General features: G+C 68.0%; 14 protein-coding genes, 1 tRNA gene and 1 other RNA gene. 8 read left to right on the top strand and 8 right to left on the bottom strand.

Translation table 11 applies throughout. The annotated features are described in order from the left end of the window. Window positions 1-15: 15 nt before the first annotated feature. Window positions 16-103 (bottom strand) — tRNA-Ser (locus DAA40_RS07115). 130 nt (window positions 104-233) lie between these two features. Between DAA40_RS07115 and DAA40_RS07110 the strand changes: the two genes are divergently transcribed. The 3 genes from DAA40_RS07110 to DAA40_RS07100 all read left to right on the top strand — a co-directional run bounded on the left by DAA40_RS07110 (window position 234) and on the right by DAA40_RS07100 (window position 2,267). Then, the gene (locus DAA40_RS07110; protein WP_106848921.1) at window positions 234-1,406 is read left to right on the top strand and encodes a sterol carrier protein; all 1,173 of its coding nucleotides are present in this window, start codon (window positions 234-236) and stop codon (window positions 1,404-1,406) included. Beyond that, window positions 1,406-1,792: a Zn-ribbon domain-containing OB-fold protein gene (locus tag DAA40_RS07105; RefSeq protein WP_106848920.1), complete on the top strand. Its 387-nt coding sequence runs from the start codon at window positions 1,406-1,408 to the stop codon at window positions 1,790-1,792. The genes DAA40_RS07110 and DAA40_RS07105 overlap by 1 nt, the downstream gene beginning before the upstream one ends. A gap of 103 nt (window positions 1,793-1,895) precedes the next feature. Next, on the top strand, window positions 1,896-2,267 hold the full coding sequence (locus DAA40_RS07100) for a DUF2568 domain-containing protein (protein ID WP_158716290.1): 372 nt from the start codon (window positions 1,896-1,898) through the stop codon (window positions 2,265-2,267). Between the two features lie 82 nt (window positions 2,268-2,349). Here the strand turns inward: DAA40_RS07100 and DAA40_RS07095 are convergent, their stop codons facing one another. From DAA40_RS07095 to DAA40_RS07080, 4 genes are all read right to left on the bottom strand, one after another. Further along, window positions 2,350-4,590, bottom strand: a complete 2,241-nt coding sequence (locus DAA40_RS07095) for a VaFE repeat-containing surface-anchored protein (protein WP_106848918.1) — start codon at window positions 4,588-4,590, stop codon at window positions 2,350-2,352. Between the two features lie 387 nt (window positions 4,591-4,977). Next, the gene (locus tag DAA40_RS07090) at window positions 4,978-5,337 is read right to left on the bottom strand and encodes a DUF202 domain-containing protein (protein ID WP_234356262.1); all 360 of its coding nucleotides are present in this window, start codon (window positions 5,335-5,337) and stop codon (window positions 4,978-4,980) included. Next, the gene (locus DAA40_RS16625) at window positions 5,334-5,732 is read right to left on the bottom strand and encodes a YidH family protein (protein WP_106848917.1); all 399 of its coding nucleotides are present in this window, start codon (window positions 5,730-5,732) and stop codon (window positions 5,334-5,336) included. The genes DAA40_RS07090 and DAA40_RS16625 overlap by 4 nt, the downstream gene beginning before the upstream one ends. A gap of 18 nt (window positions 5,733-5,750) precedes the next feature. Beyond that, window positions 5,751-6,938 carry an acyl-CoA dehydrogenase family protein gene (locus DAA40_RS07080; RefSeq protein WP_234356261.1) on the bottom strand — a complete coding sequence of 396 codons (1,188 nt, stop codon included), beginning with the start codon at window positions 6,936-6,938 and terminating at the stop codon, window positions 5,751-5,753. Between the two features lie 174 nt (window positions 6,939-7,112). Here DAA40_RS07080 and DAA40_RS07075 point away from each other — a divergent pair, with 174 nt between their 5' ends. The 5 genes from DAA40_RS07075 to DAA40_RS07060 all read left to right on the top strand — a co-directional run bounded on the left by DAA40_RS07075 (window position 7,113) and on the right by DAA40_RS07060 (window position 11,463). Then, on the top strand, window positions 7,113-7,604 hold the full coding sequence (locus tag DAA40_RS07075) for a DUF3817 domain-containing protein (protein ID WP_199849564.1): 492 nt from the start codon (window positions 7,113-7,115) through the stop codon (window positions 7,602-7,604). A gap of 31 nt (window positions 7,605-7,635) precedes the next feature. Then, window positions 7,636-7,731: signal recognition particle sRNA small type (ffs, locus tag DAA40_RS07070), an RNA gene on the top strand. An 81-nt stretch (window positions 7,732-7,812) separates the two neighbouring features. Then, the gene (locus tag DAA40_RS07065) at window positions 7,813-9,018 is read left to right on the top strand and encodes a Fic family protein (RefSeq protein ID WP_199849563.1); all 1,206 of its coding nucleotides are present in this window, start codon (window positions 7,813-7,815) and stop codon (window positions 9,016-9,018) included. Beyond that, on the top strand, window positions 9,015-9,188 hold the full coding sequence (locus tag DAA40_RS16140) for a hypothetical protein (protein ID WP_158716289.1): 174 nt from the start codon (window positions 9,015-9,017) through the stop codon (window positions 9,186-9,188). Before DAA40_RS07065 ends, DAA40_RS16140 begins: the two co-directional genes overlap by 4 nt. 97 nt (window positions 9,189-9,285) lie before the next feature. Further along, the gene (locus tag DAA40_RS07060; RefSeq protein ID WP_106848915.1) at window positions 9,286-11,463 is read left to right on the top strand and encodes a DNA polymerase III subunit gamma and tau; all 2,178 of its coding nucleotides are present in this window, start codon (window positions 9,286-9,288) and stop codon (window positions 11,461-11,463) included. Window positions 11,464-11,479: 16 nt separating this feature from the next. Here the strand turns inward: DAA40_RS07060 and recR are convergent, their stop codons facing one another. The 3 genes from recR to DAA40_RS07045 all read right to left on the bottom strand — a co-directional run bounded on the left by recR (window position 11,480) and on the right by DAA40_RS07045 (window position 13,795). Next, on the bottom strand, window positions 11,480-12,079 hold the full coding sequence (gene recR, locus DAA40_RS07055; RefSeq protein WP_106848914.1) for a recombination mediator RecR: 600 nt from the start codon (window positions 12,077-12,079) through the stop codon (window positions 11,480-11,482). Beyond that, window positions 12,080-12,412, bottom strand: a complete 333-nt coding sequence (locus tag DAA40_RS07050; RefSeq protein WP_106848913.1) for a YbaB/EbfC family nucleoid-associated protein — start codon at window positions 12,410-12,412, stop codon at window positions 12,080-12,082. Window positions 12,413-12,670: 258 nt separating this feature from the next. Then, on the bottom strand, window positions 12,671-13,795 hold the full coding sequence (locus DAA40_RS07045) for a 4-hydroxybenzoate 3-monooxygenase (protein ID WP_255413470.1): 1,125 nt from the start codon (window positions 13,793-13,795) through the stop codon (window positions 12,671-12,673). Window positions 13,796-13,985: the final 190 nt, after the last annotated feature.

Genomic DNA, 13,985 nt, shown 5'->3' with positions numbered 1-13,985 from the left:
GGCCCTTCGGGCCGGTGGCGGAGGATACGAGATTCGAACTCGTGAGGGCGTGAACCCAACCCGCTTTCCAAGCGAGCGCCATAGGCCTCTAGGCGAATCCTCCAGGGTGCGACTAATAAGGATACCGGCCGGCCTAATCGGATGGCGACCGGTATTGCACGTCTCACCCTCACCCACCGAAAACTAGTGAGCAGGGCTAACGATTGCGGCAGATCTGCGGCACAATCGGGCCCATGGTCACACTCGATGCAGCCATCGCCGGTCTGGGTATGACCGAGATGGGCAAGGTCTACGGACGGACGGCGACGCAGCTCGCGGTCGAGGCGGTCGGCAGTGCGGCCTCGGACGCCGGGTTGCAGGTCGGCGACATCGACGGGCTGCTGATCAACTTCGGGATCGGCCGGCAGGTCGGCATACCGCTGGCTGCTGATCTCGGGCTGCGCGATCTGTCGATGCTCTCGGAGATCCAGTCGTTCGGATCGTCGGCGGGCGTCATGGTGATGCAGGCTGCGGCCGCGATCGCCACCGGACAGGCCAGCACTGTGGCGTGTGTGTTCGCCGACGTCCCGCTCACCGAAGGTAAGCGCACCGGCGCGACGTACGCCGACCCCAAGCTACGGCTGCGGCCGGGATTCCTCGGGGTCGCGCCTGCTGGCGGCTTCCTCGGCCCCAACATCGGATACGCGCTCGCGGCTCGTCGCCACATGGACAAGTACGGCACAACCAGCGAGCAGCTCGGGCACGTCGCCGTGAGCACCCGGAAGTGGGCCGAGCTCAATCCGCTGGCTCAGATGCGTGATCCGATGACGATCGAGGACCATCAGAGCTCGCGGTACATCGTCGAACCGCTGCATCTGCTCGACTGCTGTCTGGTCTCCAACGGGGCGGTCGCTTGCATCGTGACCAGTGGGGAGCGGGCTCGCGATCTCGTGCAGCCGCCGGTCTATCTGCATGGCGGCGGCCAGTGCCATCCGGGATACCTCGATGCCCGCGACTCCGAGTTCGGCCTCGTCACCGGTGCCAAGCTCTCGGGGGAGCGGGCGATGGCTATGGCCGGAGTGCGGCCCGAGCAGATCGGCGTCCGCGAGATCTACGACTGCTACACCTACACCACGTTGGTGACGCTCGAGGACTACGGATTCTGCGCCAAGGGCGAGGGCGGTGCGCTTGCCGAGAGCGGCGCGCTCGCGCCGGGGGGGGCGCTGCCCACCAACACCGGCGGCGGGCAGCTGTCCGGTTACTACATGTGGGGCATGACGCCGCTCAGCGAGGCGATCATCCAGGGCCGGGGGCAGGGCGGTGACCGGCAGGTCGCGGACAACGACTACATCCTCGTCAGCGGAAACGGCGGCATCCTCGCCCATCACTCGACGCTGATCCTCAGTCCGCACTCGAAGGAGTCGTGATGTCGGCGGACAACATGTACGCGATCGAGCGGGACGACGCCTCCGCGGAGTGGTTCGATGCTGCCGCCGACGGGCGGCTGCTGATCCGTCAATGCGACCAGGGGCACCTCGGCCCGCCGCAAGCCACGACCTGCCCTCTGTGCGGATCCACTGATATGCAGTGGGTCGAGGCCTCTGGGCGCGGCGTGATCGCGTCCTATGCCGTCGTCCATCGCCGCGATGCTGAGCCGCTTCCACTCGCCATCGTCGAGCTCGACGAGGGACCGTGGTTGCGCGCACAGGTGCAGAACGCGAACGCGAACCAGCTCCGAGTCGGCGCCGCGGTCGAGATCCGCTTCGCCCGTCCAGACGGCGGGGAACCCATCCCATACGCCGTACCCGCCTGAACCTCGTTTCGACCGCGTCCGCACATCGAGAGCACCGCTCTTGATGGGCGGGCTTCATCGTGCTTGGATGAGTCAAACGAGAGCACTGCTCGCGAGGAGTGAGATGGCTGACGCAAGGATGGTTCCGGAGACGCCGCTCGAGTGGACGCTTGGCGTATGGGCGTTCCTGGTCGAGCTGACTATTGTTGTCGGCGCTGGGCTGGTCGCGTTCCGCCTCGCGCGCAGATTCGGCAGCGCGGGGGCGTGGCTCGCGGCGGTGGCGGCGGTTGCAGCGGTAGGTGTCCTCTGGGCGATTTGGATGGCGCCCACCGCCGACCACCGACTCCCACTTTGGCCGCGCGTGGCGGTCGCCTGTGTCCTGGTGCTGGTCGTGGCGGTGGGTCTCTGGCGCACCGGTAGCCCACTGACCGGTGGTGCGTTCGCCGTCGTCGGCGTCCTGGGAATGATGATCGCCCAGCCGGGACTCGACGGCTGAGCGACAGGAACGAGTTCGGCCCAACGCGCAGCTCCCCATCCCCCGAGACCGAGGGATGGGGAGCTGCAGGTCTACCGTGCGGTTACAACGGCTGGTCAGCCGCCGTTCGCTTGCGACGACCGGCCGTCAGCGTGCCGGCGCCGGCCGCGATCAGCAGGCCACCGAGCAGCAGCATGGGCGAGGCATTCGTGCCGGTGTTCGCCAGCGACGGCTTCGACGGCACCGGGGCGACTGGCTTTACCGGAGGAACTCCTGGGGTGCGGCGGGGCGGGGTATTCACCGCGACGGTCTGGGCGGCATCGTCGATGTCCTCATGGGTCGCGATGATCGTTCCGTTCGCGTCGAGCAGCCGCTCGAACACCACGAGACTCTTGCCCGCATGTCCCGCTGGCAGGGTGAAGAGCACCTCCACCGTGCCCGACGAGGCCGTCGGGGTGAAGGTTGCCGTCCCGGTGATCCCGGTGGGCGCCCCGGTGCTCTTGTCGACTAGCTCGCCGTTGACTGTGTAGGTCTGCCCGGGCAAGAGATTCGTGTAGGCAACCACGTCGACGATGGCTCCACCGGCGTGATCCATCGTCTTGTCGCCGTCCTTCTGGTCGGCTGCCGAGGTGCCGATACTCGGCACGTAGACCGTCTGATCCTCGTCCTCGGGATCCTTGTGCTCGGCGACGATGGTGCCGTCGACGTCGAGCAGCTCCTCGTAGACCACGAGGGTCTGGCCGTCAAAGCCTGCCGGCACGGTGAAGAGCACCTCGGCGGTGCCGTTCGCAGCAGTCGGGGTGAGCTTCGCGGTGGCCGTGATGCCGGTGAGCTTGCCGGTGGTCTTGTTGAACAGCTCGCCGTTGATGGTGTACTCCTGGCCCGGGGTCAGGTTGGTGTACTCGAGGACGTCGACGATGGTGCCGCCGGACGCCGGGACGAGCTTGTCGCCGTCGGCCTGATCACTGGCGCTGGTGCCGAGTGTCGGAGGGAGCGGCGGAACGGTGACGGTCTGCTCTTGGTCGTTGGGATCCGAGTGGTCGACGATGATGGTGGTGCCGTCGAGGATGGTCTCGTAGACCACGAGTGTGCTGTTGGCGTAGCCGGCGGGGATGGTGAAGGTCAGCGCGACGGTGCCGTTGGCGGCGGTCGGCGTGAACTCCCGGGTGGCGGTGATGCCGGTGAGCTTGCCGGTGGTCTTGTTGAAGATCTTGCCGCTGAGGGTGTAGGTCTTTCCGGGGGTCAAACCGGTGAACTTCGCGACGTCGACGATCGTGCCGCCTGCGGGGTCGATGACCTTGTCGCCGTCAGCCTGATCACTGGCGGTGGTACCGAGCGTCGGCGGAACCGCTGCGGGCGCCCAGGTCACCACTGCGGTGTCGCTCGCGGACGCGGGCGACACCTCGATCAGCGACTGACCCCGATCGCCGTTGATCCGCTCCGTGGAGACCAGCAGGGTGCCGGTGCTCGCTGGATCGGCGCCCTGCACGGCAGCGTCCACGGTGATCTCGCCGGCGGCAGCATCGTCGGCGACGGTGAAATACAGTTGCGTCCCCGACTGCACGGCGTCGAGGTTCACGTCCATCGGCGCACCGGAGGCATCGGTGAGTTGCGAGCCGGCGCCGAGCCCCGAGATCGAGACCTGTGCATACCCGACCCCCCCGGTGGTGATCGTCACCGGGCCGAGGACGTCTCCGCTGTTGCCGGAGGTGTTCGCCGGTGCAACGTCGACCGTCGGCGCGGCGCCCTTGCCCGCAGCGAGCCAGGTGGCATTGTCCAGCAGGTAGCTGGTGACCGAGGCTATGTCGGCGGCGCTCGCGCCCGACTGCCAGCCGTACTGCTCCGGCCACGGGCCGTTGTACTTGCCGGGATCGGTGAGTTCCCAGATCGCCTCCTGGGTGGCGCGTGCCGCCTCGAAGGGCGACAGCGAGTCGGTGATGGTGCCGCCCGCGGCCCGGACCGTCGCCTCTAGCGTCGCGACGTTGAGCGCCGGGTAGCCGTGCTGCAGGATCCAGTTGATCTCGCCCGCGTGCTGCGTGAACCTATTGTCTGGGTTCTCGCCCGGGAACTGTGACCATGACGCCTGATCGAACGTCGAATATCCGTCGGAGACCCAGTCGTACTCGATGCAGTATGCGGCGCTGCCGTTGGACATCGTGAAGACACCGGCATCGTGATCGCCGGTGGGGTAGACCGGGAAGTCGTGCGTGGTCAGGGTGGGCTGGGCGGAGCGCGTGAGCGACGCGGCTTCCGCGGGCGCGGAGGTGGTTGGCAAGGTGACGGCCAGCGCGGCCAGCGCCGATGCTGCGGCCGTGATGCCCCTACGTAGGGACCTGATGGACATGCTTCTCCTAGCGTGCCGATGGGGTCGATCGTCGATATATGTGCAGAGCGCGTGAGCCGGGGGCCGGGACTCGCCAGAATCATCGGCGCGGGCTTGGCGTCCGTCAAGACAGCGATGAGGCGCGGCGGCAGGGCTGGGTGAACACCGGGCATCGGTCAGGTTGCGGCCCGGCGTCGCCGGCGCGTGGCCACGCGCCGGTCTCCTGAGTGGGCCCCGGCAGACCCCTATCATTCACGGCGAGTCCATTTAGGTCGCTTGACATGAACAGCCGGGGGTGCTCCCTTTCGTGATCCGCCGTCGTGGTGATCTTGCCCACAGGGTCGTCCCATTGGTCCCGATCATCACTGGGATCCCTGCGTCGATCGGCGGCCACCAGTGTCGGCGGCCCTAGATGATCAGCAGGGCGGCGATTCCGGTCAGAACCACCAAGGCGCTGACCGCGAAGACCGGGCCCACGGGGGGTTCTGCGTGCTCGTCGAGGATCGCTCGGACGGCGCGATCGGCTGCGCGTCGTCGTCCGAGGACGATCAGTGCACCGCCCCCGGTCGCGATCAGGACGGGAACCAGTGCCCACACCCGATGGGACGGCAACCACCGCAGGAACAGCAGCGCGCAGATAGTGAGTGCGAGCACGGTACGTCCCCAGGCCAGCACTGTGCGCTCCGGCTGGAGGCCGGCGTCCGCGTGCGCGGGCGCGGTCCGAGCCTGCCGCAGATGCGGAGGTACCTGGACGCGTGGTCGTCTCACGAGCCGCGCGCCAGGAAGACGAGGCCGATGACGACGGCCACGACGGTCGTCCCCAGCGCCAGCCAGATCGCGGGGAAGCTCAGCGGAAGCGGCCTGCGACGCCGCATGGCGCGTTCGATCTGTAGCCATCGCCACGTGGAGGTGGCGCTCAGCAGCATCGCCAGAATGATGAGCAGGACGGCGAGCGCCTGTCGCCAGGTGCTGGGAAAGATGTCCCGAGCAAATGCCTCGATGCCGACGCCACCCGCGAGCAGCGCCAACGAGGTGCGGATCCACGCCAGGAAGGTGCGCTCGTTGGCCAGGCTGAACCTGGGATCGGGCTCGGTCCCGCCTCCCAGCAGCCGTGACGCGAGACGCCCCCGCCGGTGGTGGTCGGCGGGGGCGTCCTCAGTCATGGTTGAGATTGTATTTGGCTAGGAGAAGGCGTTCTGCCCGGTGAGCAGCTGGCCGATGACGAGGGTGTGGACCTCCTCGGTGCCCTCGTAGGTGAGCACCGACTCGAGGTTCGCCGAGTGCCGCATGATCGGGTACTCGTGGCTGATTCCGTTGCCGCCGAGGATGGTGCGCGAGGTGCGCGCGGCATCGATCGCGACCCGGACGTTGTTCAGCTTGCCGAAGGACACCTGCTCGGGCGCCAGGCCGCGGTCGGAGTCCTTCAGTCGGCCAAGGTGCATGGCGAGCAGCTCGCCCTTGGCAAGGTCCATCGCCATGTTCGTGAGCTTCTGCTGGGTGAGCTGGAAGCCACCGATCGGCCGGCCGAACTGCACGCGGGACTTGGAGTAGTCCAACGCGGTCTCGAAGCACGAGCGCCCCGCGCCGAGCGCACCGAACAGGATTCCGAAACGGGCCTCGGACAGGCACGAAAGTGGACCCTTCAGACCCGTGACCTCGGGCAGGACGGCGTCTTCGGGCAAGCGCATGTTGTCGAACACCAGCTCGCCGGTCTTGCTCATCCGCAGCGATCCCTTGTGCTTGATCTCGTTCGCGGTGAATCCCTTGGTGTCGGTCGGGACGACGAACCCGCGGACGCCTTCCTCGGTGCTCGCCCAGACCACCGCGACGTCGGCGATCGGCCCGTTGGTGATCCACATCTTGGCGCCGTTGATGACCCAGTCGCTACCGTCCTTGACGGCGCGGGTGGACATGTTCCCCGGGTCGGAGCCGTGGTCGGGCTCGGTCAGGCCGAAGCAGCCGATCGCCCGGCCGGCGGCCATCTCGGGAAGCCAGCGCTGCTTCTGCTCCTCGGAGCCGTACGCCCAGATCGGGAACATCGCCAGCGAGCCCTGCACGGACACGAAGGAGCGGAGCCCGGAGTCTCCCGCCTCCAGCTCGAGACAGGCCAGGCCGTAGTTGGTGGCGCTCATGCCCGCGCAGTCGTAGCCCTCGAGGTGCATGCCCAACAGGCCCATCTCGCCGAGCTCGGGGATGATGTCCTCAGGGAAGACGCCGTCCTCGAACCACTGCCCGGCGTGGGGCGTGATCTTCTCCTCTACCCACTTTCGGACCGTGCTGCGGATCGCCTTCTCCTCGTCGTCCAGCATGTGGTTGATGCCCAGCAGGTCGGTGGGGGCGGGGGCTGCAGCGCGGGGCTTGAGGCTCACAGTTCACTCCAGGGATCAGGATCGGGAAGCGGTACCCTTCATCCTCGCAAACTCCGGCTGCCGCGGGAACGGTTCAGCGGAGGGAATTGCTCACAGTAATTTCCGCTGCTAACTAACTGTTCATCAGCCGAAGAGACGATGCGATGGGGACGACGCGCGGCTAGCGTGATCGTCGTGAGCACCACGGCCCCGCCCCGCACTGCCCTGCCCCCCACGCGGCTCTACCGCATCGTCTCGATCGCCGAGGCGATCACCTGGACGCTGCTGATCGCTGCCATGATCGCGAAGTACGTCTTCGACGTAGACGCGCTGATGTTCCCGGCCGGCCTCGCGCACGGCTTCGCGTTCGTGTCGTACGGCGCGACGGCCCTGCTGGTCGGGCTGAACCAGCGCTGGCGACCGGGGCAGGTGATGGGTGCGGTGGCCCTGGCGATCGTCCCCTTCGCGACCATTCCGCTCGACCGTTCCCTGGAACGCCGCGGCATGCTCGAGGGCGGCTGGCGCACCGAGGCGAGCGACGATCCGCGCGATGACACCGCGCTTGACCGGCTGCTGCGCTGGAGCCTGCGCAACCCGCTGCTGCTCGCCGGGATCATCCTGGTCGCGGTCGTCGCCGTCGTCCTGGTGCTGCTGCAGCTCGGCCCGCCCACCGAGTGGGGCAGGTAACCACCGCAGGTTCAAGCGGGTAGCATGGTCAGCCGACCCCTCGTGTGGCGTCACCCTGTGAACCTCCCCAGGGCCGGAAGGCAGCAAGGATAAGCGGGCTCTGGCGGGTGCGCGGGGGGTCCCTCATATCTGGCTGCTCGCGCAAGAGCAGTCGCTTAGTGATATGCCAGAGGGAACAATGTCACACAACCCCGGTTAGAGTGACATTGTGGACCTCAGCATGTTTCGCAAGTCGGCCCCGGGGGTGCTCGTGCCGATCTCCGGCAACGACCCGGTGCTCGGTCGTTGGGAGCACCAGGCTTTCGTCCCCACTCCGCTACCAACAGTTGAACCTCCACTATCGGGCAAGACCTACCGAATGGTGGCCGACGCGCGGGCCGCCCTCGCGGCACTGGACAGCGCCGCTCGCCAGCTGCCCAATCCGACTCTGCTGCGCCTGCCTACCTTGCGGCGGGAAGCTCAGAGCACGTCGGCTCTCGAGGGCACCTACGCCCCCCTCGCGGCAGTCCTGGTGGCCGACGACGAAGATCCGCCTACGGCCGAACTGCTTGAGATCCTGAACTACGTTCGCGCTGCCAATCACGGGTTCGCATGGGTCGGGGAAGGCCGCCCGGTTACCGCGTCCTTCCTGAGCGAGTTGCAGGGTCTGCTTATGCGCGGCACTCCATTGGAGAGCGTTTCGGGACGATTGCGCGACTCTCAGGTAGTGATAGGGCGGCGTGCACATGCCGACCCACGGGATTTCCCTGTCCACCAGGCGCGATTCGTGCCCTCGCCGGAGGGTGTCGAGTTGGGCGCGGGTGTGGACGCGCTCGTTACCTGGCTTCGTGAGGATCACCGAGGAGCGATCGATCCGGTCGTAGCGGCGGCAATGTCGCATTACCAGTTCGAGACTCTCCACCCGTTCCGGGATGGCAACGGCCGCGTAGGCCGACTGCTCATCGTGCTTCATCTCGTTGGCAGTCGAGTACTAAGCGAGCCGACATTGACCGTCTCGCCATGGTTCGAGGCCCGGCGGGGGGAGTACTACGACCGACTTCTGGCGGTGAGCACGTCAGGCGACTGGGATGCCTTCGTGGCGTTCTTCTCAGAAGGGCTGCGCCAAGCTGCCGATAGCACCCATGAGGAGATGCGGGCCCTCGTCGAGGTTCAAGGCGAGTTGAAGGCCGTGGTGCGGGCGTCTACTCTCCGCGCCGATAGCGCCCACGCGCTTATCGATCTGGCTGTCGCAAACCCCAGTTTCACCGTGCGGAAGGTCGAAGCCGACCTCGGCATCTCATACGGCCGCGCCAACAAGCTTGTTGGCCAACTGTGTGAACTGGGGGTCCTTGACGTGGTCGACCCGGAAGCCTACAAGCGGAGGTTCTTCGCACCTCGCGTGCTCGATGTGCTTACCGCCAGGCCGCAGGTATGAGCACTACCCGGTCTGCGAAGCCCACGCACAGGGCCATAGCGGCACGAATACAGCGGCGTCGCGCGGAAATCCTCGCCCTCGTCGATGCGATCTTCCCGGCCGACTTCGAGGGCATCGTCACGACGCTGCGCCAGGTCAACGCGCACGCCGTCCCGAGCGGAGCAGCCTGAGTCCTTTCCACCGGTCGGCTGCTCGATCAACGGCCTGTCGCCGCGTGCGACTAGGCTCGATCCCGGCGTACGACGGACCGATCAACTGGGGTGAGGCATGGCGCTCGCGCTGTACCGCAAGTACCGCCCGGCGACCTTCGCCGAGGTGGTAGGGCAGGAGCACGTCACCGGCCCACTGATGACCGCGGTTGACTCGGGGCGCATCAACCACGCCTATCTGTTCTCCGGCCCGCGCGGCTGTGGCAAGACGTCGTCCGCGCGTATCCTGGCGCGCTCGCTCAACTGTGAGCAGGGCCCGACCTCCACTCCCTGCGGCCAGTGCCAGTCGTGCATCGACCTGGCGCCCGACGGCCCGGGGAACATCGACGTCATCGAGATCGACGCGGCATCGCACGGCGGTGTGGACGACGCCCGTGACCTGCGCGAGCGAGCCTTCCAGCTGCCGGTGCAGAACCGCTACAAGATCTACATCATCGACGAGGCCCACATGGTCTCCAACCAGGGCTTCAATGCGCTGCTGAAGGTGGTGGAGGAGCCGCCCGAGTCGGTCATCTTCATCTTCGCGACCACCGAGCCCGACAAGGTGCTGCCGACGATCCGATCGCGCACCCACCACTATCCCTTCCGGCTGGTGCCGCCGGCGACGATGCGCGACCTGCTCGAGCGCAATTGCCGCAGCGAGGGCGTCACGGTCGGGCAGGCGGTGCTGCCGCTCGTCGTCCGCGCGGGCGGCGGGTCGGTGCGTGACTCGCAGTCGCTGCTCGACCAGCTCATTGCCGGCGCCGGCCCTGACGGCATTACCTACGAGGACGCGCTCGCGCTGCTCGGGGTCACCGATGCGGCCCTGCTCGACGACATGGTCGAGGCGATCGGCGTCGCGGACGGCGCGACGGTCTTCGGGACAGTTGATCGGCTGGTCGATGCCGGGCATGATCCCCGCCGGTTCGCCGCCGACCTGCTCGACCGGTTGCGTGACCTGATCCTGATGGCCGCCGTACCGGACGCCGGGAAGAAGGGCCTGATCGATGCGCCGGAGGACCATCTGGAGAAGTTCGCTGGCCAGGCCAATCGGCTGGGTCTGACGACGCTGTCGCGGCTGGCCGATATCGTGCACGTGGGGCTGACCGAGATGCGCGGGACGACCGCGCCCCGGCTCGGTCTGGAACTCATCTGCGCCAGGATGCTGCTGCCCGCGGTGAGCACGGATGCCGCTGCGCTCACCCAGCGCATGGAGCGCCTCGAGCGTCGCATGGAGATCGGCGGCGTCCCCACCGACGCAGCGGGAGCCTCACACCCGCGCACCGATCGGCGCGTCGCGCCGGCCGATGGCATGACTCCGCGACAGCGAGCCGAGGCGCGGTACGCCGCCCAGCGCGGCGCCCCGCCCCCCAGCCAACAGCGTCCCACCCCGGGCGAGAATGCCGAGCCCGCGGCCGACGCCACGCCGGCGCAGCCGCAGGTCAGTTCTGCCGCGCAGCCCACGCCCGCCAGCCCAGAGGCGCCACCGAAGCCCTCGCCGTCCGAGGCGCCGGTCGCGAAACGGGTGCTGTCCGAGGAAACCTCGCCGTCTGCGCCCACAGAAGCGTCTCCGGCGCCGGTCGAGGACGGAGGGTGGCCCGAGGTGCGCGCCCCCGGCAGTGGACGTGGCGCCGCGCCATCGACACCCGTCGTACCCGAGCCACCGAAGCGGTCCACGCAGCCGGCGGACGGCCCCACTCCTGCAGCGCCGTCGCCGGCACAGGTTCGGCAGCCGCCCGCGCCCAAGCCGCCGGCGGCTGCCGAGCCGGTGGAACCGCAACCTGCCGAGGCGCCTGCGCCCGCGTCGGCGTCCAATTCTTCATCGAGTGATTTCGATATTGCGGAGATTCGCCGGCAGTGGCGAGGCGTGGTCGACCACATCAAGCGAACGAGCCGCGCCGGTGCTGCTCTGGTGGAGACCGCGACTCCGGTGGCGGTGCGCGCCGACACGCTCGTGCTCACCGCGCCGCCCGCGCTCGTCCGCCGGCTGTCGGATCAACAGCGCCCGCTCGCGGCAGCGTTGCAGCAGGTCCTAGGCGTGAGCTGGGCGATCGAGGTCACCGATCAGGCGTCGGCCCAGCAGGCCGGGCAAGCAGCTCCCGCGGCGTCCGGCGCCGCCCAAGCCGAGGACGACGAGGAGGACGGCGACCCGTACGACGAGTCGGTCGAGGACCCTCGCGCCTCGCTCGACCCGGGTGAGGCCGCGATGAACCTGCTGCGTGACGAGCTCGGTGCCGAGGAGATCAACGAGTCCTAGCCGGGTGTCGCAACCGTCAACCGGCCGGACGGCGGCCGGCGAAGGCGCGGCCTAGGGTGACCTCGTCGGCGTACTCGAGGTCGCCGCCGACCGGGAGGCCGCTGGCCAGCCGCGTTACCCGCACACCCATTGGGGCCAGCATCCGCACCAGGTAGGTCGCGGTCGCTTCGCCCTCCAGGTTGGGGTCGGTGGCGATGATGATCTCCTCGATGCCGGTATTGCCCAGGCGGGACATCAGCTCGGTCATCCGCAGCTGGTCCGGCCCCACGCCATTGACCGGATCGATCGCCCCGCCGAGCACGTGATAGCGGCCGCGGAACTCGCGGGTGCGCTCGATCGCGGCGACGTCCTTGGACTCCTCGACGATGCACAGGACGTCATCCGCGCGCTTGGGATCACGGCAGATCCGGCACACGTCCTCCTCGCTGACGTTGCCGCAGGTGATGCAGAAGCGCACCTCGTCCTTGACCCTGCGCAGGGCGTCCATCAGGTCGCCAATCTGCTCGCTGTCAACGGTCAGCAGGTGAAAGGCGATGCGCTGAGCGCTCTTGGGACCGACGCCGGGCAGCCGTCCGAGCTCATCGATGAGCTGTTGGACGGCGCCCTCGAAGGCCACTTACAGACCGGGCAGGCCGAGCCCGCCCATTCCTCCGGTCACGCCGCCCATCTTCTCCTGGGTCAGCGCAGTCGACTTGGTCGACGCGTCGCGAACCGCCGCGACGATGAGGTCCTGCAGGGACTCGACGTCGTCCGGGTCGACCACCTTGGGATCGATGGTTACCGAACTGACGTCGCCGGCGCCGGTCATCTCGACCTTCACCAGGCCGCCGCCGGCCGACCCTTCGACCTTCGCGTTCGCGAGCTCTTCCTGTGCCTTGGCCAGGTCTTCCTGCATCTTCTGTGCCTGCTGCAGGATCGCACCCATATCGGGCATGCCACCGGGCTGCATCTGGTCTCCTCGGGACGACGTCATGTGCTCACCAGGGTAGTCGGACCGGGGCCGCCCACGCCTGGGGTAGGTCGACGCACGGACCCACCCCCGAATCGTCCGGCCGGGTCAGCACCACGCTGGCCCCCTGCGCGGTGAGCTGATCGCAAACGATAACCGCGACGGCGATGGCACGGCGGTCTCCAGTGCGTCATCACCGCCAACCGGGGAGTGAAGGCCTAAGCGCAGAGCCATCGCGTCGGGCGGGCAGGGGGCCGCCTACAGCGCGGCGCCGAACGGCAGACCGACGTAGTTCTCTGCGAGCGTGCGCATCGCCGCCTCGCTGCTGGTGTAGTAGCGCAGCTGCGATAGCTGCATCTGCAGCCCGAACTCGTCACCCTCGGGGTGCTCCGGTGGGAAGCGATGCAGCATGGAGGTCATCCACCAGCTGAAGTGCTCGGCGCGCCACACCCGGCGTACGGCGATGTCGGAGTACTGGTCGAGCCCCGACTCGTCATTCGACTGCAGCGCCTTGGTCAGTCCCTCGGCGAGGACGACGACGTCCGCCACGGCCAGGTTCATCCCCTTCGCGCCGGTCGGCGGCACGGTGTGGGCGGCGTCGCCGGCCAGCATGAGGCGCTCGTAGCGCATCGGCGTGACCACCCATGACCGCATCGGCGTGACCACCCGCTCGGTGATCTCGCCGCGGTTGATCGTGAACGGCTCATCCTGCAAGGCGAACCGTCGGTCGTACTCATCCCAGATCTCGTCGTCGGACATCGCATTCGGGTCGGTCCCCGGCGCGACCTGCAGGTAGTTGCGGACCACGCTGTCGCTGCGCAGGCTGTGCAGCGCGAACCCGCGGGGCGAGTGCGCGTAGATCAGCTCGTCGGAGGAGGGCTTGGCGTTGGCCAGGATCCCGAACCACGCGAAGGGGTAGATGCGCTCGAACTCGGTGAGGTGGCCGGCGGGGATGTGGCCGCGGCTGACGCCGTGGTAGCCGTCGCAGCCGGCGATGTAGTCGGCCACGATCTCCTGCCGGGCGCCGTTCTCGTCGGTGTAGGTCACGCGGGGGCTGGTGCTGGTCAGGTCGTGCAGCTGTACGTCGCTGACGCCGAAGTGGATGGGTAGGTCGTCTGCGACGCGCTGGGCGATGAGGTCCTTCACGACCTCCTGCTGACCGTAGACCATGACCTTGCGGCCGGTGAGGGCCTCGAAGTCGATGCGGTGGTTGGTGCCGTCGAAGCGCAGCTGGGTGCCGGCGTGCACGATCCCCTCGCGGTCCATCCGCTGGCCGACACCGATCTCGCGCAGGACGTCCACCGAGCCCTGCTCCAGGATTCCCGCGCGGACCCGCGCCTCGACGTACGGCCGGTCTCGCGCCTCGACCACGATGCTCTCGATTCCCTGTAGCTAGAGCAGACGGGCCAGATAGAGGCCGGCGGGGCCGGCTCCGATGATGGCGACTTGGGTGCGAGCGGAGTCAGTCATCCGATCAGCCTGCCGGTCGGGCCTATCCCGGCGTACCGAGCCCTTCCGCTCACCGGAAAGCGCGGCGCTCACTGCTCACCGACCCCACGCAGAGCGTCAGATC

Origin of the sequence: Blastococcus sp. Marseille-P5729 (assembly GCF_900292035.1) — a bacterium.
GTDB lineage: Bacteria > Actinomycetota > Actinomycetes > Mycobacteriales > Antricoccaceae > Cumulibacter.
This window is presented reverse-complemented; position numbering and strand designations above follow the sequence as displayed.

Bases quoted from the DNA above. Each gene is read 5' to 3' on its own strand.
- DAA40_RS07110 (WP_106848921.1), top strand. From the start codon at position 234: ATGGTCACACTCGATGCAGCCATCGCCGGTCTGGGTATGACCGAGATG.
- DAA40_RS07105 (WP_106848920.1), top strand. From the start codon at position 1,406: ATGTCGGCGGACAACATGTACGCGATCGAGCGGGACGACGCCTCCGCG.
- DAA40_RS07100 (WP_158716290.1), top strand. From the start codon at position 1,896: ATGGCTGACGCAAGGATGGTTCCGGAGACGCCGCTCGAGTGGACGCTT.
- DAA40_RS07095 (WP_106848918.1), bottom strand. From the start codon at position 4,590: ATGTCCATCAGGTCCCTACGTAGGGGCATCACGGCCGCAGCATCGGCG.
- DAA40_RS16625 (WP_106848917.1), bottom strand. From the start codon at position 5,732: ATGACTGAGGACGCCCCCGCCGACCACCACCGGCGGGGGCGTCTCGCG.
- DAA40_RS16140 (WP_158716289.1), top strand. From the start codon at position 9,015: ATGAGCACTACCCGGTCTGCGAAGCCCACGCACAGGGCCATAGCGGCA.
- DAA40_RS07060 (WP_106848915.1), top strand. From the start codon at position 9,286: ATGGCGCTCGCGCTGTACCGCAAGTACCGCCCGGCGACCTTCGCCGAG.
- DAA40_RS07050 (WP_106848913.1), bottom strand. From the start codon at position 12,412: ATGCAGCCCGGTGGCATGCCCGATATGGGTGCGATCCTGCAGCAGGCA.